This is a genomic window from Cupriavidus sp. HE11 (assembly GCF_056097175.1).
This window is the reverse complement of the sequence record NZ_CP184465.1, coordinates 1,409,614-1,433,931: the sequence shown is the minus strand read 5'-3', so window position 1 is coordinate 1,433,931 and position 24,318 is coordinate 1,409,614. Positions and strand designations below refer to the sequence as shown.

The window sequence follows — 24,318 nt, the reverse complement described above, 5'->3', positions numbered from 1 at the left end:
ACGAACATGCGTGTATTGCTGGTGGAAGACGACGCCATGATTGGCGAAAGCGTGAAGGTGGCGCTGCGCCAGGAAGGCTTTACGGTGGACTGGGTTACCGATGGCGATGCGGGGCTTGACGCCGCGTCAGACCAGCACGGCCCGCGCGCCGATGGCGGCTATGACCTGGTGCTGCTGGACCTGGGCCTGCCGCGCCGCTCGGGGCTGGATGTGCTGAAGGCCCTGCGGGCGCGCAACGTCCGCACCCCGGTCCTGATCGTCACGGCCCGCGATGCCGTGGCCGACCGCGTGGCCGGACTCAATGCGGGGGCCGACGACTACGTGATCAAGCCGTTCGACCTGCAGGAACTGGTGGCGCGCATGCACGCGATGGCGCGCCGCGCCGAAGGGCGGGCCGAGCCGGTGCTGCGCTATGGCGATATCGTGCTCAACCCGGCCACGCGCGAAGCCACGCAGGCGGGCACGCCGGTGCGGCTGTCGGCACGCGAGTACGCGCTGCTGTCGGCGCTGATGGCCCGGCCCGGCAAGGTCTGGTCGGTCCCGCAACTGCAGGAGCGGCTCTACGGTTGGGACGACGAAGTGGGCAGTAATACGGTGGAAGTCTATATCCACGCGCTGCGGCGCAAGTTCGGCACGGCACTGATCCGCAACATCCGGGGCGTGGGCTACCTGATGCCACAGCTGGACGGCCGGGAAGGCGCCGATGGCTCCGATGGCGCCGCCCGCGCGGAAGGAACGCCTGACTGATGCGATCGATCCAACGTACGCTGCTGTGGTGGCTGGCGGCGGGCCTGGCGGCCGGCATTGCCGTGGCGACGGCGCTGATCTACGGCCAGGCGCGGCAGGAAGCCAACGCGCTGTTCGACTACCAGATGAAGCAGGTGGCCGCCGCGCTGCCGAGCCAGTTCAGCGCCCCCGTGGCGCAGCCGTTCGAGCCCGACAGCGCCACCGGGGCCGACCTGCTGCATGCCGACGAGGACGTGGTGATCCATATCTGGGATGGCTCTGGCCGCAGCCTCTATCTGTCTCATGCGCACCCGGCCTTGCCGCAGCGCGCGGAACTGGGCTTCACCGATGCCCGCACCGAATCGGGCGAATGGCGGATCTACAGCGTGCAGCTTGGGCCGGCGGTGGTGCAGATCGCGCAGCCGCTCAGCGCGCGGCGCACACTGGCCGCCCATATGGCGCTGCGTACCGTGGCGCCACTGCTGTTGCTGCTGCCGCTGCTGGCATGGCTGGTGTGGATGGCCGTGGGGCGGGGTTTGCGGCCGCTACGCGAGATTGCCAACGAAGTGCGGGCGCGCGATGCCAACACGCTGGCGCCGCTGGCCGTACGCGCCATGCCCGACGAAATCGCGCCGCTTTCCGATGCGCTGAATCAGCTGCTGGCGCGGCTGTCCCATGCCATCGACACGCAGCGCGCCTTTGTGGCCGACGCCGCGCATGCGCTGCGCACGCCGCTGACCGCCCTGCAACTGCAGGCCCAGCTGGTGGAGCGCGCGCCCAGCGCCGAGGCCAGGCAGGAGGCAATGGGGCAACTGCGCCAGGGGCTGGAGCGGCTGACGCACCTGGTGGCCCAGTTGCTGACGCTGGCCCGGCAGGAACCGGGTGCCGCGCCGCCGCCGCACGAGCCGGTGAACCTGCGCACGCTGGCGAGCGATGTGGTGGTCGAGATGTCGCAGGCGGCCGTCGACCGCGATATCGACCTGGGGCTTGAGGACAGTAGCGCCAACGGGCCGGTCACGATCCGGGGCGACGCCGACGCACTGCGCATCCTGCTGACCAACCTGGTGGACAACGCGCTGCACTATATCCCGCGGGGCGGCCGCATCGACGTGGCCGTGGCACACACCGCGCAGGGCATCGAACTGGTGGTCGCCGACAACGGCCCCGGCATTCCTGCCGACGAACGTGCCCGCGTGTTCGACCGCTTCTATCGCGTGCCCGATGCGCCAACGGGTGGCAGCGGGCTGGGACTGGCCATCGTCGACGAAGTGGCGCAGTCCCACGGCGCCCGCGTGGCGCTGGAAGACGCGGCGCCGGGCTTGCGCGTGCGCGTGGTCTTCCCGGCCGTCGGTTAGTTCACCGGGGCCACCAGCGGCTCGCCGGCAAAGTGCCGGCGGGCGTTCTCGATGAACTGGGTCACCGACGCCAGCACGGCTTCGGGCGACCAGCCGGCCACGTGCGGCGTCAGCACGACGTTGGGGCAATCGAACAGTTCCACCGGCGGCTTCGGCTCGCTTTCATAGACATCCAGGCCCGCGCCGCCGACTTCGCCGGCACGCAGGGCGTCGGCCAGTGCCGCGGTGTTCACCACGCTGCCGCGCGCGATATTGACCAGGTAGCCGGACGGACCCAGCGCGCGCAGCACCGGGGTATCGACCATATGGCGCGTCTCGGCGCCGCCGGGCGTGGCGATGACCAGATAGTCGGCCCATTCGGCCAGTGCCATCACATTGGCAAAGTACTGGAACGGTGCGTCGGCGCGCGGGCTGCGGTTGTGATATCCGATCTCCAGGTCGAAGCCCTGGCCGCGCTGCGCGATGCGGCGGCCGATGGTGCCCAGCCCCACGATGCCCAGGCGCTTGCCCGACAGGTTGGGCGGCAGCGGAAGCGCATTGCGCCAGACGCCGTCGCGCGTGGCACGGTCAAGCGCCGGCACGCGGCGTACGGTGGCCAGCAGCAGCGCCATGGCGTGATCGGCCACGCAGCTGTCGTTGGTACCCGCGCCATTGCCCACGGCGATGCCGCGCGCCTTGCATGCGGCGATGTCGATGTTCTCGTAGCCGGCGCCAAGCGCGCAGACCAGTTCGAGCTTCGGCATGGCATCGATTTCGGCGGCGGTGATGCCGGTGGTGCCATTGCTCAGCACGGCGCGGAACGAGCCGCCGGCACTGGCGACGGCCTCGGCGCGCTGGGCGGCGCTGGGCGCGTAGACAACGTCGTATTGCTGGGAAACAAGGGCGAGGTGGCCCGGTTCGAGCTGGACCAGGACGAGCAGGGCGGGCTTCATGCGTGACAGCGAGACGAGGAGTTTTGTTGTGGAGGTCGGCCAGGCCGACGCCACATTCTATGCCCGCATGCCGTGGCCTGCTTGCGGCCGCCTGGCGGTTCTGGGCGATTATCAGACGGCGCGCACCGTGTGCCGACGTACGCAGAAATGGGTACGCCCCCCGATTTTTCGCTGGGGGATTCACGCAGAAATGGGTACGCTTTGGGCGTTTTGGTGATGGACAGGGCCTCCCTCTCCCCCAACCCCTCTCCCGCACGCGGGTGAGGGGAGCCATCCGAAGGCGATGCAGTTGCCCGAGGTGTTTGCCCCTCTTCCGCTTGCTGGAGAGGGAAGGGGAAAAGGGCAGGCGCATCCACCACCCTCCAACGCCAACCTTCGACCCGCATGCACCTGCCCAAGCCCAACACCTGGCAATACCACGCGCTGCTCGGCGCCGCCGGCATGCTCGTGCTCGGGCCGCTGGGCGGCATCGCGGCGGCCTACATGAACCTGTCGCTGGGGTTCTTCGTGGGCGGGCAGGTGCTGGCAGGCATCCTCGGCTCGGCGGTCACCGCCGGCTACGGCGCCGCCGGCCGCCACGGTGCCAACTACATCCAGACGGCAGCCGCTTCGGTGGCGGGCATGGGTGGCATGGTGGTGGTCATTCAGGCCATGGGCTGGATGGGCATGGCGCAGCCGCCGTTGTGGCAACTGATCGGCTACATGCTTTGCATCGGCATGTACGGCGTGGGTGTTGGCATGCTCTACACGCCGTTGCTGGTCGATCGCATGCAGCTGACGTTCCCGTCCGGGCTGGCGGTGGCGAATATCCTGCGCGCGCTGACAGACCCCGTACTGCTGCGGCGGTCGATTGCGCGGCTGGCGGGAGGCATGGGGCTGGGGGTGCTGGCAAGCGTGGGCACCACGCGCGTTGCGTGGCTGGGAGCTATCGACCTGTCCGCTTCGACATTTGGCGCGGGCATGATCGTCGGCGCGCGCATTGGCATTGCCGCGCTGGTTGGCGGGCTGGCGGGCTGGGCGCTGACGCCGTATTTCGTTTCGATTGGCTGGCTCGCGCCTGGCGATCCATACCGCAAGATCACGTTCCTGTTTGCGCTGGGCATGATCCTGGGGGCGGCGGCCGTCGATGTGCTGCTGTTGCTGGGGCGTGCGTGGCAACGGGCGCGCGTGCAGCCAAGCGGGGCGCCGGGTACGACGGGCACAGCCGGCAGGCAGGGGAATGCGGCCGCGATGCCGCAACGATGGATCGTGGCATGGGTCGTCGTCTGGGGGCTGGCGGTGGTGGCTGCAGGCGTGGCGTGGTTCGGCCAGCCGGCAGGCTATCAGCTGATGGCCGTGGTGCTGGTGCTGATCTTTGCGCTGGTCAATGGCATTTCGGTGGGCATGGTCGACCAGAACCCGATCTCTTCGGCATTTGTGCTGACCGTGATCCTGATGGCGGCGGTGGGCCTGCGCGAGCCGCATATTGGCCTGATCGCGGCCACGGTGCTGCTGGTCTCCACGGCGGAGGCGTGCGACATGCAGCAGGACCGCTCCACGGGCTGGCGGCTCGGCACCGACCGCATGGTGCAGTTCGGCTACCAGGTGGCGGGCATCGTGGCCGGGGCGATCCTGGCGGTGCTGCTGGCGCGGCTGTTCATGGACGCCTATCCGGTGCTGCGCCTGGACCAGACCGTATTGCCGGCAGACCAGCAGCCTGCGCGCTGGACTTCGGCGATGACCTACAAGATCGTCGGCGCACTGCGCAGCATGACCGAGGACCGGCCCTACCAGCGGCTGGCGGTGTGGATCGGCCTGGCAATCGGGCTGGCGACCGAGATCCTGCGCAAGGCCATCTTCGCGTCGGCGCGCTACCGGCGGTTTGCAGAACGGAGCCGCGCTGGCCGCGCGTGCGACTTCATGCTCGACGCCGTCATCCTGCCTTCGCCCTACGCATCGTCGTTCGGTGGCTTCGTCAACCTGCCTGCTGCTGCCTGGATGGCGGCGGGCGGCGTGACCGCGAGCCTGCTGGAAAGCCGCCAGCGCCCGGCATCGCGCGACGCTGCCTTGCCCGAGGACATGAGCACCACATCGCTGATCGGCGGCGGACTGATCGCCGGCGACGCCCTGGCCGCGCTTGGCTTCGGGATTGCGGGATTGATGGCAGTGGTGGCGTAGGCGATGTGATTCAGATCACCGCCATCGACGCATTGGGCGGCTTGCGGGCCAGCAGGCCCGATAGTTTTTTCAGGGCCATCGACAACTGCGCGCGTTCGGCTACGCCGCCGAGCGAGATGCGGATGGCGTTGGGCGGGGCGGCGCCGTCGTAGAACACGTCAGATGCGGTGACGCGCAGCGATTCGTCCTGCGCGGCACGGCTGAAACCGACCGATGACCAGTAGCTGGGCAATGGATGCCAGACGTGGATGCCCGACGGCGTATAGGGGCCGCTGGCCGCCAGCCATTGCCGGGCAATCTGCTGCCGTGCGGCGGCTTCGGTGCGGATGCCTGCCAGCAGTTCCGCCGCCGAGCCGTCACGAATCCACTGCGTTGCCAATGCCGTGGCAATCGGCGATGCCATCAGCGTGATCGCCCGCAGCGCGGCCAGGATCGACTCCTGCAGTTCGCGGTCGGGCGCCACCACATAGGCGGTGCGCAGGCCGGGGCTCAGGCATTTGGCGAGCGTGGCGATGTAGACGGTCTGCGCCGGGGCGATGGCTGCCACCGGCAGCGGGGCGTCGGGCGTCAGCAGCCAGTAGGGGTCGTCCTCGACGATCAGCACGCCGTGCTGCCGGGCCACGCGCGCAATCTCGCGGCGGCGCGCCTCGGGCATCGTATGTGTGGTGGGGTTCTGCAGCGTCGGGTTCAGGTAGATCAGCTGGACATTGCCGGTGCTGCACGCCGCGTCCAGCGCATCGGGCCGCATGCCGTCGTCGTCGGTGGCGATGGTGACCACGTGGCGGCCCAGTTCGGCGGCCGCGCCACGCACACCCGGATAGATCAGCGGCTCGGCGGCAATGGCCGCGCCGGGCGTGGTCCGGCACAGCATCAGCGCCGCCAGCGCCGACTGCGCACCCGGACTGGCGATCACGCGGTCGTGCGGGACATCGCCCAGCATCGGCGCCAGCCACTGCGCGCCGGCCACGCGGTCGGGCAGCGTGCCGCCGCCAAGCTGGTAGGTCATCAGCAGGTTGGCATCGGCCCGCAGCGTGACCTGGGCCAGGCCGCGCCGCAGCATGTCGGCGAAGTCGATGCCTTCCGGGGGCGGCGGCACGTTCATGCTCAGGTCCACCGCCTGCGCCAGTTCGAACGTGGGTGCCGCAATAAAAGTGCCCAGGGATCCACGCGGCTCCACCAGCCCCCGCCGCCGCGCCTCGGCCAGCGCGCGCGTGACGGTGGTCAGGTCAACCCCGAGCAGCGCCGCCAGCTCGCGCTGCGGGGGCAGGCGGTCGCCCGGCGCCAGCACGCCATCGGCCATCGCGCGTTCCAGGAAGCCGGCGATCTGCACGTAGCGCGGCCCGCCAGCGGCGGCGAATGCGCCGATCCAGCCGGGTTTGTCTTCCAGATCGGGATGCAGCGGCGAATTCGTTGTACGCAAGACAAGCCTCATCTTGTATGGGTGTTGTCTTACCTTAGCATGCCGCACAACCCAGGCAAATCCATACAAATACCGGGATGTTGTCTGGGCCACCCCGCCTGTGCCCCTGTAAGAAGGTGTTGAAATGCGTGAGCAACCGGCCGACCCCAGACGCGTGCGTCGGCGCCCCCCATCGATTCGTTCCCCCCGTGCGTGGCTGTACGCCATCACTCCCCTGATCCTGACCGGCTGTTCGTGGGACCTGCTGAACCCAAGCGGGTCCATCGGCGTGCAGACGCGCAACCTGATCGTGCTGGCTACCGCGCTGATGCTGCTGGTGGTGATCCCCGTGATCATCCTCACGCTGGTCTTCGCGTGGCGCTATCGCGAGACCAACACCAAGGCCGAGTACGCGCCGCGCTGGTCGCATTCCACCAGGATCGAAGTGGTCGTGTGGGGCATCCCGTGCGTGATCGTGGCCCTGCTTGGCGTCATCATCTGGGACACCACGCACAAGCTCGATCCGTTCCGCCCGCTCGAATCGAAAGTGGCGCCGCTGGAAGTGGATGTGGTCGCGCTCGACTGGAAATGGCTGTTTATCTATCCGCAGTACGGCGTGGCGTCGTTGAACGAACTGCCCATCCCCGTGGGCACGCCGATCAATTTCCGCATCACGGCGGAATCGACGATGAACGCGCTGTTCATCCCGCGGCTGGGCAGCATGGTCTATGCGATGGCCGGCATGCAGACCAAGCTGCATCTGATTGCCGACGAGACCGGCGTGTTCGACGGCCGCTCGGCTGCCTACAGCGGGTCGGGCTTCTCCGACATGCACTTCCGCACCATCGCCACGTCGCGCGCGGCGTTCGATGCGTGGATCGAACGCGCCCGCGCCTCGGGCAACACGCTCGACGAAGCCGCCTACCGCAAGCTGGAACAGCCCAGCAGCAAGGACCCCGTCACCGTGTACGCCAAGGTTGAGCCGCGCCTGTTCCAGGGCGTGGTGGACCAGTACATGGCAAGCAACGGCGCTTACGGTGAGATTTGCCGATCCGACAGCCCTGTGACAATCAGCGCCATTGCCGGCGCCAACATGCCGCCGCTCCCGGCGCAGCAGACGACGCTGGAGCGCTAATCATCATGTTCGGAAAACTCTCTCTCGACGCCATCCCCCTGCACGAGCCCATCATCATGGGCACGCTGGTGGTGGTGCTGCTCGGCGGCGCAGCGCTGCTGGGCGCCGTTACGTACTACAAGAAGTGGGACTATCTCTGGAAGGAGTGGATCTGCTCGGTCGACCACAAGCGCATTGGCGTGATGTACATCATCCTGGCGCTGGTCATGCTGCTGCGCGGCTTTGCCGATGCCATCATGATGCGCACCCAGCAGGCCATTGCCGTGGGCGAGGCGGTGGGCTACCTGCCGCCGCACCACTACGACCAGATCTTCACCGCGCACGGCGTCATCATGATCTTCTTCGTGGCCACGCCGTTCATCCTGGGCCTGATGAACGTGATCGTGCCGCTGCAGATCGGCGCGCGCGACGTGGCCTACCCGTTCGTCAATTCGCTGAGCTTCTGGATGTCGGCGATGGGCGCGGTGCTGGTCATGATGTCGATGTTCGTCGGCGACTTCGCCGCCACGGGCTGGGTTGCGTATCCGCCGCTGAGCGGGCTCGGGTATAGCCCGACCGTCGGGGTGGACTACTACATATGGTCATTGCAGATATCGGGGCTGGGCACCACGCTGACCGGCATCAACTTCATCGTGACGATCCTGCGCATGCGCGCGCCGGGCCTGAACCTGATGAAGATGCCCGTGTTCACGTGGACCGCGCTGATCACCAACATCCTGATCGTCGCCATCTTCCCGGTGCTGACCGCCACGCTGGCGCTGCTGGCCGCCGACCGCTACCTGGACATGCATTTCTTCACCAGCGAGCTGGGCGGCAACGCCATGATGTACGTGAACCTGATCTGGATCTGGGGTCACCCCGAGGTCTACGTGCTGATCCTGCCGTGCTTTGGCGCGTTCTCGGAGATCATCTCCACGTTCTCGCGCAAGCCGCTGTTCGGGTACACGTCGATGGTCTATGCCACGTCGTCGATCGGCGTGCTGTCGTTCTTCGTCTGGCTGCATCACTTCTTCACCATGGGCTCGGGCGCCAGCGTCAATGCGTTCTTCGGCATCATGACGTCGATCATCTCGATCCCCACCGGCGTGAAGCTGTTCAACTGGCTGTTCACGATGTACCGGGGGCGCATCCGCTTCCACTCGTCCACGCTGTGGACCATCGGCTTCATGGTGACGTTTGCCGTGGGCGGCATGACCGGCGTGCTGCTGGCGGTACCGGGGGCGGACTTCGTGCTGCATAACAGCCTGTTTCTGATCGCCCACTTCCACAACGTGATCATCGGGGGCGTGGTGTTCGGCTGCCTGGCCGCCATGACGTTCTGGTTCCCGAAGGTGTTCGGCTTCACGCTGAACGAGTTCTGGGGCAAGGTCGCGTTCTGGTGCTGGCTGATCGGCTTCTACCTGGCCTTCATGCCGCTCTACGCGCTGGGCCTGCAAGGCATGACGCGCCGCATGAACCACTACAACAATCCGGACTGGCAGCCGTACCTGGTCGTGGCGCTGGTGGGCGCCGTGGTCATCGGCTGCGGCATCCTGGCGATCCTGTGGCAGCTGTTTGTCAGCGTGCGCGACCGCAAGCAGAACATGGACGTGACCGGCGACCCGTGGGACGGCCGCAGCCTGGAATGGGCCACGGCATCGCCGGCGCCGTTCTACAACTTCGCGCACGTGCCGAAGATCACGTCGCTGGAGCAGCACTGGGACAACAAGGAAGCGGGCACCGCCTACGCGCCGCCCGCGCAGTACGAGGACATCCATATGCCGCGCAACACGTCCACCGGTTTCCTGGTGTCGGTGTTCGGGCTGGTGCTGTGCTTTGCGCTGGTCTGGCATATCTGGTGGATGGCCGGCTTTGGCCTGGCCGCGATGATCTTCACGTTCATCGCCCGCGCCTACGATCGTGACGTGGACTACTACGTGCCGGCCGCCGAAGTCGAGCGCATCGAGCGCGCCCGCTTTGCGCTGCTGGGTACGCAACCTGCCGCGCAACTGAAGGGGGCCAACTGATCATGACGACAACCCTGAAGCTGCGTGGCGATGCCGCGGCGCTGCCACCCGGCGCCGCGCCGGACGCCCATGCGCACGAAGCCGCCCACGATCACGACCACGCGCATCACGCCCATCAGACGGAATCCACCCTCAAGCTGGGGTTCTGGATCTACCTGATGAGCGATTGCCTGATCTTCGCGTCGCTGTTCGCCACGTTCGGCGTGCTGCTCAACGGTACGGCCGGCGGCCCCACGGGCCGCGAGCTGTTCGACCTGCGCTTCGTGCTGGGCGAGACCGTGCTGCTGCTGACCAGCAGCCTGACGTTCGGCGTGGCGATGCTGAAGCTGCACGAGGGCAAGGGCGGCCAGGGCAACCCGCAGGCGGTGATCCGCTGGCTGGTGCTGACCTTCGCACTGGGCGCGGCCTTCGTCTGCATGGAAGTCTACGAATTCCGCGAACTGCTGCACGAGGGCGCCGGCCCGAACCGCAGCGCCTACCTGTCGGCGTTCTTCATGCTGGTGGGCACGCACGGCCTGCACGTCAGCGCCGGCCTGCTGTGGATCATCGTGATGGTCAACCAGGTGCAGGTGTTCGGGCTCGACGCCGTGGTGCGCCGCCGGCTGGCCTGCCTGAGCCTGTTCTGGCATTTCCTGGACCTGGTGTGGATCTTCGTGTTCACGGTCGTCTATCTGCGGGAGTTCCTCTGATGTCCCATCCACAACACGCCCATACACATGCCCACGCGGACGCCCACGCGGATGCCCATGGCGCCGCCCACGGCAGCCTGCGCAGCCATCTGATCGGCTATGCACTGTCACTGGTGCTGACCTTCCTGTCGTTCGGTGCCGTGATGGGCCGGGTGCTCACGCCGCGTGCGGGCCTGGCGTTGATCGTGGCGCTGTGCGTCACGCAGTTGCTGGTGCAGCTGGTGTTCTTCCTGCACCTGGGGCCGCGCAAGGGTCAGCGCGGCAATACGGCGATCTTCGCGTGCACGGTGTTCCTGATTGCCATCGTCGTGTCGGGATCGCTCTGGGTCATGCACAACGCCAACCTGAACATGATGCCGATGCAGTCCGTGCCAGCTGGGGCGGGCACGGGCCGCTGAGGCATCTGTACCGGACTCGGGCTGGGGCCGGTTTTTGACAGGACAGACGTGCCCCGCACGATCTGTCCTTTTTTGCGTTCTGCGCAGGTCCGTCAGCGAAGGGTCATCACGCGGGCGGGGCGCCTTCCTTGAACAGCGTCTTGAGCTGCGACCGCAGCTCGGGGGTGTCCTGGTGCTGATGCACCTGGACGGCGTGCTGCACCGCTGCTTCCAGCAGTTCGTCCTCGGTGTCGGCGCTCAGTGCGACCGTGCAGTGCATTTCACTGGGATAGTCGCGGCAATCGATGTATTTGCGTCCCATGGCAGGCCCTCCTGGCGCGCGTGGAGGGCGCGCCTGATCCAGTATAGGGCGCGGGGTGATTGCGCGGACGCCTGCAGGCATCGGCAAATCGGGCTACCCTGTCGGCCTTCAACCTGTTTGACCCCCTTACCAGCCCACTGGAAGAAAGCCATGACTCAATCACTCCGGATCGACTTTGTCTCGGATATCGCCTGCCCCTGGTGCGCCATCGGGCTGTCATCGCTGATGCAGGCCGTGGAGCGCACGCGCGACGTGGTGGATGCCGAGGTGGTGATGCACCCGTTCGAGCTCAACCCCCAGATGGGGCCCGAGGGCGAGCCGGTGCTCGACTACATCGCCCGGAAGTACGGCCGTACGCCGGAACAGATCGCCGAGACCCAGAAGATGATCCGCGAGCGCGGCGCCAGCGTGGGGTTCACGTTCGGGCCGCGCAATTTCATCTACAACACGTTCGATGCCCACCGCCTGCTGCAATGGGCCGCCGCGCAGGGCAAGCAGCTGCCGCTGAAGCAGGCGCTGCTGCAGGCCTATCACGGCGACAGCAAGGACCCGAGCAACCACGACGTGCTGCTTGAGGCCGTGCAGTCGGTGGGGCTGGACGCCGCCGAGGCCCGCAAGGTGCTGGACAGCGACGCCTATGCCGATGAAGTCCGCGACGAGGAGCGCCAGTACCAGGGCATGGGCATCCAGTCCGTGCCGTCGGTGATCTTCAATAACCGCTACCTGGTCACGGGCGGCCAGCCGGTCGAGGCATTCGAGCAGGCCATCCGCGAAATCGCCAAAGAAGCGAGCGAGGCGAAGGGCGCCCAGGGCGCCTGACCTCAGAAGTGGTGGCGCACGCCGACCATCGCGCCGACGCGCGTGGTGCGGCTGACATCGGTGACGGGGGTGCCGGCCCAGTACTCGGTCTCGCGTCCCACGGTGCCGCCGCGTGCGTGAACCACATCGGTCTCCAGGTACACGCTGGTGCGCTTGGAGAACGCATAGTCGGCCACGAATGCCACGCTGTCGGCATTGCCGCCGCCCAGGTGTACCGGCGTGTCCTGGAATTGCGTGGTGACGTCGCCTGACTGCTGGTAGCGGTAGTACGCGCCAGACAGATGCAGCACCGGCGTAAGCTGGTAGCCCAGGCCGACGAACGAGATGTTGTAGCGCGCCTGGCCGGCCGATTCGCGCCGGCCCATATGGCCGACGTAGCCCGTCGCCTTGCCGATCGTGTACGAGCCCCCCACCGAATAATTGCGCACCGTGTTGCTGCCGTCGTCGCTGCGGCGCTGGTCATACGCCACGCCCAGCGCCAGCGGCCCCTGGCTGTACTTCACACCGCCACCCAGCGTGGTGCCATGGTTCATGCTGCCCGGCTGCTCGCCGGCGCCGTAGTCCAGCTGTACCGAAAACGGCCCCACCGTGCGCTGGTAGACCACGCTGTTGTTGATGCGGTAATCCTGGAAGAAGATGTCGCCGCCGATGTAGAGCGGATCGGACCAGAAGTTGCCCCAGCCCTGGTCCAGCGGATCGAACGCCCAGCCGATGTTGTTCAGCGCGTTGTACTGCCGCCCGAACGTGAGGCTGCCCCAGTCGCCGCTCAGGCCCACCCAGGCCTGTCGCCCGAAGAAGCTGTTGTAGGCCGCCTGTCCGGTATCGCTGCCGAAGCCCGATTCCAGCTGGAAGATCGCGTGATTGCCGCCGCCCAGGTCTTCGGAGCCCTTCAGGCCGAAACGGCTGCCCACCATGCCGCCCGATACCAGCGCCAGCTGGTCGTGATGGCGGGCATCGATATTCGATGTGTAGCGCATCGCCGAGCTGACGATGCCATACAGGGTCACGCCAGGGTCGGCGTATGCAGCGCAAGGCAACAGCCCGGCCGCGAGCAGCCAAAGGCTGGCTGGTTTCTTCACGAATTTTCCTCCGGAATACGGATCCGCCCGGCGCGCGCAGGCGTCGGGGAAGGGTCGGTTCAGGCAAGTACCTGAGGGGGTTCCAGTCCCGTGCGGAAGTCCTTCTGGCGAAGGCGCGCGGGGCGTTATCCGGGATACGGCCGCCAGATGCAGCCAGGGGCGCAGGGCCCGGATCGAGGGTCGAAGTCACGGAGGCGAATGCTGCGAGCAAGGCGCAGGCAAGCCAGGGACGGGCGCAAGGCCCTGATGGATATCCGCCGCACCACTTCGACGTTGGCGATGGCCGGAGTGCCTGAAAGGCATCAAATGGCCGCGCCCGTTGCGACGGAAGGGCCGTAGTTTACCGCATGGCGGGTTGATGACTCAAATGCAGCGTACGCCGCACTTCGTCACGCTTCTTGCCACGGCATCGAATTGCCGTCCTGCCCGTCACGCAATCCGGCGCGGATTTTCGAGTTCCTTCCATGTCGGAACGGCGCCTGCGCCGGTAGCCTGTTTCATCGAGGGCCCTGACCGGCCCTTGGCTAACGCGGCCCGGCTGACCCCCCGGGCCGCGCATTCCCCTTCCAACCCCCAGGCCGGTCCGTCGCGGCTCGGGGGCCTTTTTTCCAGACGCTGGTTTCCTGGGCTATCGGCTATGCCTTGAGCCCATGCTCGATGGCGTAGTCATACAACTCCGCATCGTTCTTCACGCCAATCTTGCGCATGGCGCTGTGTTTCTGGGTGCTGACCGTATTGATGCTCCGGTTCAGGTACCGGGCAATGTCCGATGTGGTCATCCCCCCGACGTAGAGCCGCAGCACCTCGATCTCACGCGGACTGAGCCGGCTGCTGGCGACGGCTTCAGGGTTTCCCGCGCCGAGCCTGGCGAGTGCCTGCCTGACCGACGCACTCAGATGCTCGCGCCCCTGGAACGCGGCAATGACGGCGTTGGACAACTCCTGCAGGCCGTCGCGCTTGTTCAGCAATGCCAGCGCCCCGGCCTTGCGGATGCAGCCAAGCAGCCCGGGATTATCGAGCATGGTCAGCACCACGATCCGGACATTCGGGAATCTCGTACGGATGCAATGCAGCAGCGCGAGCCCGTCCGGGGCATCTGCACAAGGCATCGAGAAATCGGTTATCAGGACATCGCATTCGATACGTGCCAGTTTTTCCAGCAGCAGTCGCGGGCCGGTGGCTTCGGCTACCACATTGAAGCCAAGCCGTTTGCCCAGCATCTCGCGCAGGCCGAACACGATGAACGGATGATCGTCAGCCAGCATGACCCGTATGGTTGTCATAGTGCGATTCCCGGAATAACCCGATGTGTGATGGGCCGGGCGACCGGTGTACGCGTCTACCAGTCGGCAAGCCAGTTGTGGAAGGCGCGGAAAGGCGCAGGCATGTTCGTGGCGATGCGGACTGCGCAAAATGCGGCGCGCGCCGTTCAAAGCCCCGATTCAATTTTGAAGTGGTGCCATATCTCTTACAAGCCGGCCTTGTATTGCCAGTTGCCCATTGCAGGGACAGGACAGGAAAATATTTCGTTGCAGCATCCGATCCGGTGCGAATGTCCCCTGAATCAACCCCCCTTTGCAAGCGCTGATATTTCGCTTCGAGTATTCGATCATTCAGATCGCGACTTTTCAAATCTCGACACACGAGACCACTGCCCAGTCAGCGCAAATTAAAGCGTAAATTCCCCACATCCCCGGCTGGATGGAAATATTTCCATTTCCCTTGAGTGGATTAGCTTGACCAGCGCGCCATTTCGACAAGTGGCTGACTGCGCAAAGTCAATCTGACGAGTCTGCTGAATAGACAGATATCCGCCTATGGAACTAACTCGAATTTGCGTGCCGTGCTGTGGCATTGGGCAAATTTCGTCAAATTACTATTCACCTCCCGCGGCTTCTCATTTGAGACAGGTCTGTAATGTCGCGTGGTTTCTTCTGACGCCTCCCACTTTAGTAATTCTACGATTACGCGGCCAAGGCTTCTTCCATACGATCCGAAGCGAACAGTCGCCAAAGGCGTTCTGGCGAATTCGCCATGACGCGACGAACGCGACAGCCATTCAACCATCGCCGTGCAATCGGGACGGCGCTGAGCAATAAATCTTTAGGATCAGTCCATGAACAAGAATCGGTATCGTCGCGTATTCAGCAAGCGCCTTGGCATGCTCGTGGCCGTAGCGGAGAACGTGAAGAGCCAGGGCAAGCGCCCGGGAGAGGGCGGCAGCGGTGATGGCGCACAGTTTGGCGTGGTGTCCGCGATGACCGCCATCGCGCTGGCCATGCTGGTTCTGGAGTCGACACCAGTCTTTGCACAGGCGCTGCCGACCAACGGCAACGTGGTGGGCGGCCAGGCCACGATCTCGCAGCCCAACGGCAACACGATGCATATCGATCAGGGCAGCCAGCGCACCGTGATCGACTGGAACACGTTCAGCATCGGCAAGGGCAATACCGTCCAGTTCAACCAGCCCAACGCGCAGGCGCAGGCGCTGAACCGCGTAACGGGCGGCGTACCGACGAACATCCAGGGCTCGCTGCTGGCCAACGGCCAGGTGCTGATTCAGAACGCCAACGGCGTGCTGTTCGGCAGGGGCGCGGTGGTAAACGTGGGCTCGCTGCTGGCTACCACCAAGGCCATCGATGCCGGCGCCTTCATGGCCGGCAATCCGCTGGCACTGACCGCAACCGGCAAGCAGGCGGGTGTCATCAACGAAGGCGATATCAACGCCGCGGGCTTTGTCACGCTGATCGGCGACCAGGTACGCAATAGCGGTTCCATCAATACCGCTGCCGGCGGACAGGTAGTGCTGGCAGCCGGCGACAGCGCCACGGTGGCCCTGCACAACGGCCAGGGCATCTCGGTGACGCTGACCAACGCCACGGCCAATGCGCTGGTGGAAAACAGCGGCAATATTCGCGCCCAGGACGGCACGGTGCTGCTGACCGCGCGCGGCAAGGACACGCTGCTCAACACGGTGGTGAACCTGAGCGGCGTGGTGCGCGCCGGTACCGTGGTAGCAGACGCCGGCAAGACTGGCGACGTGACGATGACGGGCGCCATCGATGCGTCCAGCACGACGGCTGGCGGCAAGGGCGGTACGGTGGTGCTGTCCGGCGACCGCGTAGGCATGTTCGGCAACGCGTCGATCAACGTGAGCGGCGACGCAGCGGGCGGCAAGGTGGTGCTGGGCGGCGACAGCCTGGGCAAGCTGGCCGGCACGGAAGCCGGAAAGCTGCTGCAGGACGGCGTGGCATTCGCCAACTACACGCAGGTGGACGAAGGTGCTCGCATTGATGCAGGGGCGCGCAATGGCGATGGCGGCTTTGTTGAAACGTCGGGCCACAACCTGGACGTAAAGGGCCGGGTCAGCGCGTCTGCACCGAACGGCAAGGGTGGCGAGTGGCTGATCGACCCCACCAATGTCTATATCGATAATGACACCGGCCCGAGCGGCTACACCGGCAACATCACCGGTGGATTCAACGGCGGCACCAACACCTCGGCCACTGTTCGCAATACGGCCATCAACGACGCACTGAACAACGGCACGAGCGTGACGCTGACGACTGTCAGCGCGGGGAACGGCACTGGCAACATCTTCCAGTACAGCGATGCAGCGATCAGCAAGACCAGCGGCGGCGCCGCCAACCTTACGCTGGCCGCAAACGGCACCATCACGCTGAACGCGAATGTCACTTCGACGTCGGGCCGGCTGAATCTGAATATGACCGCGGGCATGGGCACCAACAATGGTGCCGTGATCGTGGGTAGTACCAGCAATATCAATCTGAATGATGGTGATATTCGGGTAACCGCCGACACAACAGCAGATACCAGCAACCGGAGTGCCGTCCAGATTATCGGCAACCTGGCTGCCGGGAGCGGCTCCATCAGTGGCACATCGACCAATGGCGTGGGTGTGCTTTTCGATCAGAACGCCAGTTTTGTTAAGACCGGTAGTGGAGTTTTGAATATTACCGGCGTTTCGACGACGGACATCGGCGTTTCGATTGGCAGAAGTGGTGGATTCGCTTCGAGCGGAACCTTCGATGCGACCGGCGGTGTTCTGAACATTGACGGCCGTTCCGTGATCGGCGCTGGCGTTCTGCTTTGGCAAATACGGACTGAATCGCAGTGGCGATCTGTTTCTGACCGGCCAGGTGCATGGACAACTCGCCAGCAAGAACCTGGACCCGAGCGAAAAGCTTGGCGTGGGCGGCCCCAATGCGGTGCGTGCCTATCGTGCCGACGAAGGGTCGTTCGACGATGGCGTCGTGCTGAACGCCGGCGCCTACAAGCGTATTCCCGTGGCGGCCGGTCATCAGGTCCAGTTTGGCATTTTCTCGGACTTCGCCATCGGCCGCGTCAACCATAACCCGTGGCCCTTTTGGGAATCGACCTACATCAACGTTCCCGGCGTCAGCAATCGCCGGATTCTCTCGGGTTATGGCCTGGGTATCGACTGGCTGACGCCCATTGGTGCCACCGTTTCCGCGTCCATTTCAAAAGCCTATGGATTTTCGTCCACGTCCTGGGTAGATCCCGGCAAGAAACCAACGCAGTACTGGCTATCGGTGACATGGAGCAAATAAAACCGTAAGGCGGCTGGCGCGCGCCAGCAAGACCGGAACGATCATCTCTCTACAGGAAAATCATCATGACCAAGCCCTCCATCTTCAGCATTAACAAGTTCGAATATCTCTGCTATCGCCGCGAACATGAAAAAGCAGGCCGCGAACTGGTGGCCTTGCTGAATCGCATCGACAACCACTACGGCATCCTGATGGATATCGATGAATGGGCGCAGTCGGGCGAGGCCCGCGACATCATGGACGATCACTTGCTGACGCGGCTGACGTCGGCCATCAGCAGCCTGGCGACCGATCCGGAATTCCGCATTACCGATCACGGTGGCGCGTTGCTGCTGCAATACCAGCGATGGCTGGCGGCGATGTTCGCGGCCAGCCCGTTCCGCAATGCCGATCATGTCTTGCGGACATTGGGGCTCGACGAAGAAGCACGTTATTCGCTGCAGTTGCGGACGTCCGATTTGCGCAAGTTCCAGTTGTTCTATCTGCCGGAATCCGAAGTCCGACTTGATTGGGACGCGCTCTGGGCGCACAACAAGGTGGTGACCGCCGGGCTGGCAATGGCCATGCCCGCCACATCCGCGATACGAGCGAGAAATACCAGGCGCAGGCGATGTATATGCCCAGCGTGGGCATGTTCCCGATCACGATGGTGCTGGGCTGCCTGCGCGTGGCGCCCCTGCAGATGATGGCACTGCGGCATCCGGCCACCACGCACGGGCATGCCATGGACTACGTTGTGGTGGAAGAGGACTACGTCGGCGACGAATCGTGTTTCAGCGAAAAGCTGCTGAAACTGCCGTCCGACGGCATGCCGTACCGCCCGCCCGCAGCCATGTTGGAGCTTGATCTGCCGAAAAAGACACCGTCGAAATCCGATGTGGTCAAGATTGCCATTGCCGGCACCACGATCAAGCTCAATCCCGGCTTCCTGGAAACGTGTGCGGCGATTGCGCGCAAGTCCAAGGTGCCAGTGCAGTTCCACTTCCTGGTGGGCCAGGCCAGCGGGCTGGTGTTCCCGCAGGTTCGCAATCTGGTTCGGCGCATCGTCGGCGAAGACGCCGTGGTGTACAAGCACCAGAATTATCACAGCTACATGAAGGTGATTGCAGGCTGCGATATGTTCCTTAACCCGTTCCCGTTCGGCAACACCAATGGCATTGTCGATACCGTCTGGGCAGGCCTGGTGGGCGTATGCAAGACCGGCAGGGAAGTCCACGAGCATATCGACGAAGGGATGTTCCACCGGCTTGGCTTCCCGGAATGGACTATCGCCAAGACGAAGGAGGCGTATGTCGATGCCGCGCTGCGCCTGATCGAGAACCGGGCCGAGCGCGATGCCTTGACCGCGAAGCTGGCAGGTCCGCGTGCGATCGAGAAACTGATCTTCAAGGGGCGGCCGGAGATCCTTGGCGAGCGGATCGAGGAAATCTGGCGCCAGAAGCTGCCGACCCGCAGCAAGGCGCTGCAATCATGAATTCGTCGATCAAGGCGGCACTGCGCCGCGCGCATGATCCGTGTTTCGTCCAGCACTACTTCGCGGGTGTCGGCCTGGATATCGGTGTTCGGGAATCTGACCTGGCCGCAAGCCGCAGCCTGTTCCCGCGCGTCGTGCGCGTGGTGCCATGGCATGGCGACGTCGCAGCGGTACCGGGCGTCGAAGAGCGCGCGTTCGATTTCGTCCACGCGGGTCAATGCCTGCAGAACGTGGTCAATCCGACCAGGACGCTGGCGCGCTGGCTGGACCTGTTGAAGCCAGGTGGCTATCTGGTGCTGACCGTCCCGGACGAGGATCTGGAAGAAGAGGGCAAGTGGCCGAGCCAGGTCGATCCGTCACGCCGTGCAAGCTTTACGGTCTGCAAGCCGGCCAGCACGCTGCCGGCATCGGTCAATGTGCTGGATATGGTGCGGTCGGTTGCGGCGATTGCTGCCTGCGAGCGGATTTCCGTGGTTCGCGATCACCATGTGGACAACGGCGGCGCGCGCGGCGCGTCGGGTTCGCTGGCCGAGCGGGCGATCGAAGTCGTGCTGCGCAAGCGGCAGGTGCCCACGCCCGACGAATTCTTCCTGGTGGCCGGCCGCGCCCAGAACGCGCAAGCCTGCCTGCGCGAATGTCTGGGCGCTGTGCGCACTTATCCGTACCGTTTTGATGTCACGCGGCGGGCGGCGCTGTTGCTGCAGCGCTGGAACCTCAGCACCGAGATCGAGGCGCTGTGGGGCCAGGCCGTCGAGCGCCTGCCCGACGAATGGGAGCCCAAGCTGTACCAGTTCCTGCACCTGATTTCGGACGGGAAGATCCACGAGGGATTCCAGCTGCGGGCGGAGCGTGTCAGGCCGTGGCCCTGGCAGCGCCGCACCACCGCCGAACCGCCAGGCGATATCCCGGAATGGACCGGCCAGCCGCTGCAAGGCAAGTCCATTGTGATCTGGAGCGAGTTTGGTCTTGGCGACGAGATTTTCTTCCTGCGCTTTGCGCAGATGCTGCGCGACCAGGCCGGCGCAGCAGCGGTGACGGTGGTGTGCCAGAAGCCGCTGGTGGCGCTTTTCGAGGCATCGGGCGAGGCGGACGCCGTGGTGGCGGTCGACCAGACGGCCACGTTGCCGGCCCATGACTTCTGGGTCTACCCGCACGACATTCCGGCCTTCCTGCCGGTAGAGCTCGACTCCCTGCCGGATTCGGTGCCTTACCTGCGGATCCCACCGGGCATGCCTGATTTCGAACTAATGGGCAGGGCCGGCGCGCTGAAGGTGGGTATCGCGTTCAAGGGGGCGCCGACGCACGAGAACGACCGGTACCGTTCGCTTCCGTCTCTTTCGGTCCTGGACCCCCTGTTCGCCCATCAGGACGTGGAGTTCTACAGCCTGCAGAAGGGCGCCGGTGCCAACGAGGCCGCTGCATACGCCAAACGGCTGGATAACTTCCATGACGTGGGCGTCACGACGCACACCATGATGGATACGGCGCGGGCCATCGCGGCGATGGATCTCGTGCTGACGGTGGATACCTCGGTTGCCCACGTGGCGGGGGCGATGGGCAAGCCGACGTGGCTGCTGCTGCCCGGCTATGGGGACTGGCGCTGGCACCTCGTGCGCGAGGACAGCCCGTGGTATCCGACGATGAGACTGTTCCGCAATCAGGCAGCTGGTGGCTGGAGCGAGGTGGTGACGCGTGTCAACGGCCATCTGCTCGGGCTGGTTGCCGCGCGCGCCGAATCATCGGATGAATCGTCGACGGAAACACTGGGCGAGCCATCGCGCATGCTTTCGGATCAGGAGTGAATCATGAAACATCCCGTGGATCGTCTGTTCGGCGGCATCTTCCTGGCTGTGATCGTGACGGTATTGGTGATGGTGCTGCTGGCACTGCTGCCGCTCGACGCCCTGGGCGAAGGGCGCTTGGCGTATGTGCTGGCTGGCGTGGGGGTGTCCGCCTGTATTGTGTTCCCGCGCCCGCTGCTCAAGCGCACCCTGTGGCGCGGCCGCGATCCGTTCGTGCTGGACGATGAACTCGACAACATGCTGATTGGCCGCGGCATTGGCCTGGTATGTGGTGCGGCGGCAGGGGTGTTCGTGCTCGGGCAGTTCATCTGATCCGGACTGCTTCCCCGGATCCAGGCCATTGAACATCGTCAATGCGCCAAAAAAGAAAGGCGCCGGATTGCTCCGGCGCCTTTTTCTTGTGCACCCGCCAGGCGATCAGTGCTTGGCGGCGGGCTCGGGCATGGCCGAGGAGTGGTGATGTGCAATCAGCCACTTGCCGTTCTGCCACTCATACACATAGGTGTACCGCGCATGGACGGCACTGCCGTCGGCGAAGCGGAAGGTGTAGTTGCCCACGTCCTGCGCCACGTTGCAGCCGATCCGGATGAAGCGGTCGTCGATGGTGCCCTGCGGCTTGTTCTTGAGGAACTTGACGAAGTAGTCCTTGATGGCCGCCGGGGTGTTACGGGCCTGGTTCGACACGGTCGGCAGCAGCACGCCATCGGGCGCGTAGTTGGCCACGACCTTGTCCGGATCGCCAGTGCGCAGCGAATCGTTCCAGCGATCGAACAGGCCGGCAATCTGCTGCTCGGTCGCGGGCGCACATGCCTGCGGCGCCGGCGCCTTGGCGGCGGTCTGCGCGGTGGCGGGCATCGAAGCAAACAGAACGCCTGCGGCGACGGTGATAAGAGAAGCGGCACCCACGTATTTCATCGAAGTTTCCTGTGATCAGACTCGTCATCGCACCCTGGCGGGTGCGGCGCCGGTGAATCGGCACAGGTTGATTCTCGGGCGCCAAGGTTAACCGCAGGCCGCGCGTTCGATGAAGCGATGCTGACGAAAAGATGAACGGAAGATGAACAGATTGCCGCAGCAGCGTTGCAATGCTCCGGCCCCGTGCCGATCGTACGCTCAGGGCGCGTCGTCGATCCGGTAGCCAAGCCCACGCACGGTCTTCAGCAGCGGCAACGTGTGGCCGTCGTCGATCTTGCCGCGCAGGCGTCGCACGTAGACATCGACGATATTGGTCAGCGGGTCTTCGTTGGCGCCCCAGACGTTCGACAGAATGCGCTCGCGGCTGAACACGCGTCCCGGGGCGTTCATCAGCAGTTCCAGGAACGCCAGCTCCTTTGCGGTCAGTGTGATGGGGTTGCCACCTCGCGTGACCTGCATGCGCTCGCGGTCGAGCACCAGGTCGGCTACCTGCAGTTGCTGGGCCTTGGGCTGTTGCTCGCGTCCGCGTCGCAGCAGCGCTTCGATCCGCGCCAGCAGTTCCTCGAACGCAAACGGTTTGGTGAGGTAGTCGTCGGCGCCCAGCCGCAGGCCGGCCACGCGATCGCCCACATCGCTGAGCGATGTCAGGATCAGGATCGGCACGTGATTGCGCTCGGCCCGCAGTGTCTGGCACAGCTCCAGGCCGTTGATGCCGGGCAGCATCAGGTCCAGCAGCAACAGTGCGGCGTCGCCACGGCGGGCCATGTCCAGGCCTTCGGGGCCGGTGCGCGCAAGCTGGACGAGATAACCCTCGGCACGCAGGCCGCGCACCAGGAAATCGGCGACGCGCGCGTCGTCTTCAATGACCAGGATGTTCATGGTGTGGGGTGGCGTTGGCGGTAACGACAGCATGGGGGCCGCCGGGGAGTTCGATACATGCACGCGTACCGTGAGGTTCGACCTGCGTCAGCGTGATGCTGCCGTGATGGGCCTGGACGATGGCCTGCGCAATCGACAGGCCAATGCCGGTGCCGTCGGCCCGATGCGCCCGGGCGCGGCGACCCCGCACGAAACGTTCGAACACCAGTGCAAGTTCGTCGGCATCGATACCAATGCCACGGTCTTCCACTTCGATGCGCACGCCGGTCGGCGCCGCGTGGCAGCGCAGGGACACGGTGCTGCCACGCGGCGAATAGCGGATGGCATTGTCGAGCAGGATCACGATGGCCTGGCGCAGCCGGTCGGCGTCGGCCATGACCGTGATATCGCCGGCCGTGTCAGGGCACTGCAGCTGGATGCGCACGTCATGCTCGGCGCCCAGCGCATCGGCAAAGTCGGCGGCGTCCTGCAGCAGCGGCAACAGTGCCGTGCTCTGCGGCTGCATGACGAGCTGGTCAGCCTCGGCGCGGGCAATCAGTAGCAGGTCATTGATATGCCCGGTCAGCTGTTCGGCGGCGCCGACGATGTGCTGCAACGCCTGGCGGTATTCCTGCGCAGGCTTCTCGCCGCCGCGCAGCGCGATTTCGGCCTCGCCCCGGATGGCGGTGGTAGGCGTGCGCAGTTCATGGCCCAGGTCGGCAAACAGTTGCCGGCGGCGCTGGTCGATGCGCTGCAGCGTTTCATGCGCGGAACTCAGTTCGGCAGTGCGCGCCTGTACGGCATCCTCCAGGCGGCGCCGGGCCGCATCGGCATCGCTACGGTGTTGTTGCAGTTCGGCGGCCATGGCGTTGAATCCCTCGGCCACGTGTTCGAACTCGTCGCCCGAGCGTATCGGCAGGCGGTAGTCCAGTGCGCCGGCGCGCAGCGCGCCCACGCCTTCCAGCAACTGGTCCAGCGGACGTTTGAGGCGCCGCCCCAGTTGCCAGGCCAGCACGATGGCGGCCAGCAACGTCACGGCCGCCATGCCGAAGGCCTGGGCGCGCACCCGGTCCAGCCCGCGCTCGGTGGCGGCCCGCGCCAGGGGAACGGCAGCCCGCTGACGATCGATCGCGCCATATAGCAGTTCCCTCAAATCGCGGCCGCGTGCCTTGTCGAAGACGTCATTCAGTTCCTGCCATACCCCGGCGAAGTCGGCGTCGCGCGGCAACGGCTGCAGAGCTACCAGCCGCTTTTCCACGGCGACGATATTGTCGCCAAGCAGGTCCGTCATGCTGGCCAGCGCGTTGACTTCGGGCGGGATGGGCACCCCGTCCAGCGCCGATATTTCATTCCAGAGCACGATGTCGCGCTGCGCGAGTTCCCGCAGTCTGGCCGCGCCGGTCTTCATGCTGTCCAGCACGCGGTCGCGCACCTCGGGCGCGGCGTCGGCATTCATCAGCCGCTGCGATGCCCACACGCGCAGCCGCTGCTTGTTGGCGGACAGGTCCAGCAGTTCAGACAGGATGTCGCTGGCTAGCCGGCTGTGCTGCGCGTAGTCGTTGACGCGGTTGGCACCCCAGTAGACAAAGCCGGCCTGGATGCAGACCAGCGCCACGAGCAGGGCAAAGGCAAGAGAAAGGCGAAAGCGGAACATGGCAGGATCTTGAGTTGCGCGCGGTGT

Annotated in this window: 21 protein-coding genes; 13 read left to right on the top strand and 8 right to left on the bottom strand. The window is 65.2% G+C overall.

Translation table 11 applies throughout. The features are described from left to right. Window positions 1-6: 6 nt before the first annotated feature. Together ACOABP_RS23785 and ACOABP_RS23780 are read left to right on the top strand one after the other, a co-directional pair. A complete protein-coding gene (locus ACOABP_RS23785) occupies window positions 7-747 on the top strand; it encodes a response regulator transcription factor (protein ID WP_474228088.1) in 741 nt (246 codons plus the stop codon). Further along, a complete protein-coding gene (locus ACOABP_RS23780; protein ID WP_474228087.1) occupies window positions 747-2,081 on the top strand; it encodes a sensor histidine kinase in 1,335 nt (444 codons plus the stop codon). The genes ACOABP_RS23785 and ACOABP_RS23780 overlap by 1 nt, the downstream gene beginning before the upstream one ends. Here ACOABP_RS23780 and ACOABP_RS23775 read toward each other — a convergent pair. Further along, entirely contained in the window at window positions 2,078-3,013 is a 936-nt protein-coding gene (locus ACOABP_RS23775) for a 2-hydroxyacid dehydrogenase (RefSeq protein WP_474228086.1), read from the bottom strand. The two genes, ACOABP_RS23780 and ACOABP_RS23775, sit on opposite strands and share 4 nt — an antisense overlap. Before the next feature lie 384 nt (window positions 3,014-3,397). Here ACOABP_RS23775 and ACOABP_RS23770 point away from each other — a divergent pair, with 384 nt between their 5' ends. Beyond that, the gene (locus ACOABP_RS23770) at window positions 3,398-5,170 is read left to right on the top strand and encodes an OPT/YSL family transporter (RefSeq protein WP_474228085.1); all 1,773 of its coding nucleotides are present in this window, start codon (window positions 3,398-3,400) and stop codon (window positions 5,168-5,170) included. Between the two features lie 10 nt (window positions 5,171-5,180). Here the strand turns inward: ACOABP_RS23770 and ACOABP_RS23765 are convergent, their stop codons facing one another. Beyond that, the gene (locus ACOABP_RS23765; RefSeq protein WP_474228084.1) at window positions 5,181-6,602 is read right to left on the bottom strand and encodes an aminotransferase-like domain-containing protein; all 1,422 of its coding nucleotides are present in this window, start codon (window positions 6,600-6,602) and stop codon (window positions 5,181-5,183) included. A 112-nt stretch (window positions 6,603-6,714) separates the two neighbouring features. Here ACOABP_RS23765 and cyoA point away from each other — a divergent pair, with 112 nt between their 5' ends. From cyoA to cyoD, 4 genes are read left to right on the top strand one after another with little or no spacing between them, the layout of a single operon-like run. Continuing rightward, entirely contained in the window at window positions 6,715-7,704 is a 990-nt protein-coding gene (gene cyoA, locus ACOABP_RS23760; RefSeq protein WP_474228083.1) for a ubiquinol oxidase subunit II, read from the top strand. 5 nt (window positions 7,705-7,709) lie between these two features. Continuing rightward, complete coding sequence (cyoB, locus tag ACOABP_RS23755) at window positions 7,710-9,710, top strand: cytochrome o ubiquinol oxidase subunit I (RefSeq protein ID WP_474228082.1); 2,001 nt, start codon at window positions 7,710-7,712, stop codon at window positions 9,708-9,710. A 2-nt stretch (window positions 9,711-9,712) separates the two neighbouring features. Beyond that, entirely contained in the window at window positions 9,713-10,399 is a 687-nt protein-coding gene (gene cyoC / locus ACOABP_RS23750; RefSeq protein ID WP_474228081.1) for a cytochrome o ubiquinol oxidase subunit III, read from the top strand. Further along, window positions 10,399-10,797 carry a cytochrome o ubiquinol oxidase subunit IV gene (gene cyoD, locus ACOABP_RS23745; RefSeq protein WP_474228080.1) on the top strand — a complete coding sequence of 133 codons (399 nt, stop codon included), beginning with the start codon at window positions 10,399-10,401 and terminating at the stop codon, window positions 10,795-10,797. The genes cyoC and cyoD overlap by 1 nt, the downstream gene beginning before the upstream one ends. Before the next feature lie 106 nt (window positions 10,798-10,903). Here the strand turns inward: cyoD and ACOABP_RS23740 are convergent, their stop codons facing one another. Further along, the gene (locus ACOABP_RS23740; RefSeq protein WP_066737603.1) at window positions 10,904-11,098 is read right to left on the bottom strand and encodes a DUF1059 domain-containing protein; all 195 of its coding nucleotides are present in this window, start codon (window positions 11,096-11,098) and stop codon (window positions 10,904-10,906) included. Between the two features lie 150 nt (window positions 11,099-11,248). Between ACOABP_RS23740 and ACOABP_RS23735 the strand changes: the two genes are divergently transcribed. Continuing rightward, the gene (locus ACOABP_RS23735) at window positions 11,249-11,917 is read left to right on the top strand and encodes a DsbA family oxidoreductase (RefSeq protein WP_066737601.1); all 669 of its coding nucleotides are present in this window, start codon (window positions 11,249-11,251) and stop codon (window positions 11,915-11,917) included. A gap of 2 nt (window positions 11,918-11,919) precedes the next feature. On the opposite strand, the gene ACOABP_RS23730 is transcribed toward ACOABP_RS23735, so the two are convergent. Next, complete coding sequence (locus tag ACOABP_RS23730; RefSeq protein ID WP_474228079.1) at window positions 11,920-12,996, bottom strand: porin; 1,077 nt, start codon at window positions 12,994-12,996, stop codon at window positions 11,920-11,922. Window positions 12,997-13,631: 635 nt separating this feature from the next. Further along, a complete protein-coding gene (locus ACOABP_RS23725; protein ID WP_066737597.1) occupies window positions 13,632-14,279 on the bottom strand; it encodes a response regulator transcription factor in 648 nt (215 codons plus the stop codon). Between the two features lie 833 nt (window positions 14,280-15,112). Between ACOABP_RS23725 and ACOABP_RS23720 the strand changes: the two genes are divergently transcribed. From ACOABP_RS23720 to ACOABP_RS23700, 5 genes are all read left to right on the top strand, one after another. Then, window positions 15,113-17,371: a two-partner secretion domain-containing protein gene (locus ACOABP_RS23720; RefSeq protein WP_474228078.1), complete on the top strand. Its 2,259-nt coding sequence runs from the start codon at window positions 15,113-15,115 to the stop codon at window positions 17,369-17,371. Between the two features lie 282 nt (window positions 17,372-17,653). Continuing rightward, window positions 17,654-18,274, top strand: coding sequence for a hypothetical protein (locus tag ACOABP_RS23715; RefSeq protein WP_474228077.1), 621 nt, complete (start codon window positions 17,654-17,656; stop codon window positions 18,272-18,274). Beyond that, window positions 18,199-19,062, top strand: coding sequence for a hypothetical protein (locus ACOABP_RS23710; RefSeq protein ID WP_474228076.1), 864 nt, complete (start codon window positions 18,199-18,201; stop codon window positions 19,060-19,062). Before ACOABP_RS23715 ends, ACOABP_RS23710 begins: the two co-directional genes overlap by 76 nt. Next, entirely contained in the window at window positions 19,059-20,864 is a 1,806-nt protein-coding gene (locus ACOABP_RS23705) for a methyltransferase domain-containing protein (RefSeq protein WP_474228075.1), read from the top strand. The genes ACOABP_RS23710 and ACOABP_RS23705 overlap by 4 nt, the downstream gene beginning before the upstream one ends. Before the next feature lie 3 nt (window positions 20,865-20,867). Continuing rightward, window positions 20,868-21,176 carry a hypothetical protein gene (locus ACOABP_RS23700; protein WP_474228074.1) on the top strand — a complete coding sequence of 103 codons (309 nt, stop codon included), beginning with the start codon at window positions 20,868-20,870 and terminating at the stop codon, window positions 21,174-21,176. Between the two features lie 105 nt (window positions 21,177-21,281). Here the strand turns inward: ACOABP_RS23700 and ACOABP_RS23695 are convergent, their stop codons facing one another. From ACOABP_RS23695 to ACOABP_RS23685, 3 genes are all read right to left on the bottom strand, one after another. Further along, window positions 21,282-21,779: an SgcJ/EcaC family oxidoreductase gene (locus ACOABP_RS23695; RefSeq protein ID WP_474228073.1), complete on the bottom strand. Its 498-nt coding sequence runs from the start codon at window positions 21,777-21,779 to the stop codon at window positions 21,282-21,284. A gap of 198 nt (window positions 21,780-21,977) precedes the next feature. After that, a complete protein-coding gene (locus ACOABP_RS23690; RefSeq protein ID WP_066740591.1) occupies window positions 21,978-22,658 on the bottom strand; it encodes a response regulator transcription factor in 681 nt (226 codons plus the stop codon). Then, entirely contained in the window at window positions 22,639-24,291 is a 1,653-nt protein-coding gene (locus ACOABP_RS23685) for a sensor histidine kinase (RefSeq protein ID WP_474228072.1), read from the bottom strand. Before ACOABP_RS23685 ends, ACOABP_RS23690 begins: the two co-directional genes overlap by 20 nt. Window positions 24,292-24,318 lie beyond the last annotated feature (27 nt).

Excerpts from the sequence above, each read along its gene's own strand:
- ACOABP_RS23785 (WP_474228088.1), top strand. The coding sequence starts at position 7 with ATGCGTGTATTGCTGGTGGAAGACGACGCCATGATTGGCGAAAGCGTG.
- ACOABP_RS23695 (WP_474228073.1), bottom strand. The coding sequence starts at position 21,779 with ATGAAATACGTGGGTGCCGCTTCTCTTATCACCGTCGCCGCAGGCGTT.
- ACOABP_RS23775 (WP_474228086.1), bottom strand. The coding sequence starts at position 3,013 with ATGAAGCCCGCCCTGCTCGTCCTGGTCCAGCTCGAACCGGGCCACCTC.
- ACOABP_RS23740 (WP_066737603.1), bottom strand. The coding sequence starts at position 11,098 with ATGGGACGCAAATACATCGATTGCCGCGACTATCCCAGTGAAATGCAC.
- ACOABP_RS23710 (WP_474228076.1), top strand. The coding sequence starts at position 18,199 with ATGTATATGCCCAGCGTGGGCATGTTCCCGATCACGATGGTGCTGGGC.
- ACOABP_RS23685 (WP_474228072.1), bottom strand. The coding sequence starts at position 24,291 with ATGTTCCGCTTTCGCCTTTCTCTTGCCTTTGCCCTGCTCGTGGCGCTG.
- cyoC (WP_474228081.1), top strand. The coding sequence starts at position 9,713 with ATGACGACAACCCTGAAGCTGCGTGGCGATGCCGCGGCGCTGCCACCC.
- ACOABP_RS23720 (WP_474228078.1), top strand. The coding sequence starts at position 15,113 with ATGAACAAGAATCGGTATCGTCGCGTATTCAGCAAGCGCCTTGGCATG.
- cyoD (WP_474228080.1), top strand. The coding sequence starts at position 10,399 with ATGTCCCATCCACAACACGCCCATACACATGCCCACGCGGACGCCCAC.
- cyoB (WP_474228082.1), top strand. The coding sequence starts at position 7,710 with ATGTTCGGAAAACTCTCTCTCGACGCCATCCCCCTGCACGAGCCCATC.
- ACOABP_RS23705 (WP_474228075.1), top strand. The coding sequence starts at position 19,059 with ATGAATTCGTCGATCAAGGCGGCACTGCGCCGCGCGCATGATCCGTGT.
- cyoA (WP_474228083.1), top strand. The coding sequence starts at position 6,715 with ATGCGTGAGCAACCGGCCGACCCCAGACGCGTGCGTCGGCGCCCCCCA.
- ACOABP_RS23735 (WP_066737601.1), top strand. The coding sequence starts at position 11,249 with ATGACTCAATCACTCCGGATCGACTTTGTCTCGGATATCGCCTGCCCC.
- ACOABP_RS23700 (WP_474228074.1), top strand. The coding sequence starts at position 20,868 with ATGAAACATCCCGTGGATCGTCTGTTCGGCGGCATCTTCCTGGCTGTG.
- ACOABP_RS23765 (WP_474228084.1), bottom strand. The coding sequence starts at position 6,602 with ATGAGGCTTGTCTTGCGTACAACGAATTCGCCGCTGCATCCCGATCTG.
- ACOABP_RS23770 (WP_474228085.1), top strand. The coding sequence starts at position 3,398 with ATGCACCTGCCCAAGCCCAACACCTGGCAATACCACGCGCTGCTCGGC.
- ACOABP_RS23725 (WP_066737597.1), bottom strand. The coding sequence starts at position 14,279 with ATGACAACCATACGGGTCATGCTGGCTGACGATCATCCGTTCATCGTG.
- ACOABP_RS23780 (WP_474228087.1), top strand. The coding sequence starts at position 747 with ATGCGATCGATCCAACGTACGCTGCTGTGGTGGCTGGCGGCGGGCCTG.
- ACOABP_RS23715 (WP_474228077.1), top strand. The coding sequence starts at position 17,654 with ATGACCAAGCCCTCCATCTTCAGCATTAACAAGTTCGAATATCTCTGC.
- ACOABP_RS23690 (WP_066740591.1), bottom strand. The coding sequence starts at position 22,658 with ATGAACATCCTGGTCATTGAAGACGACGCGCGCGTCGCCGATTTCCTG.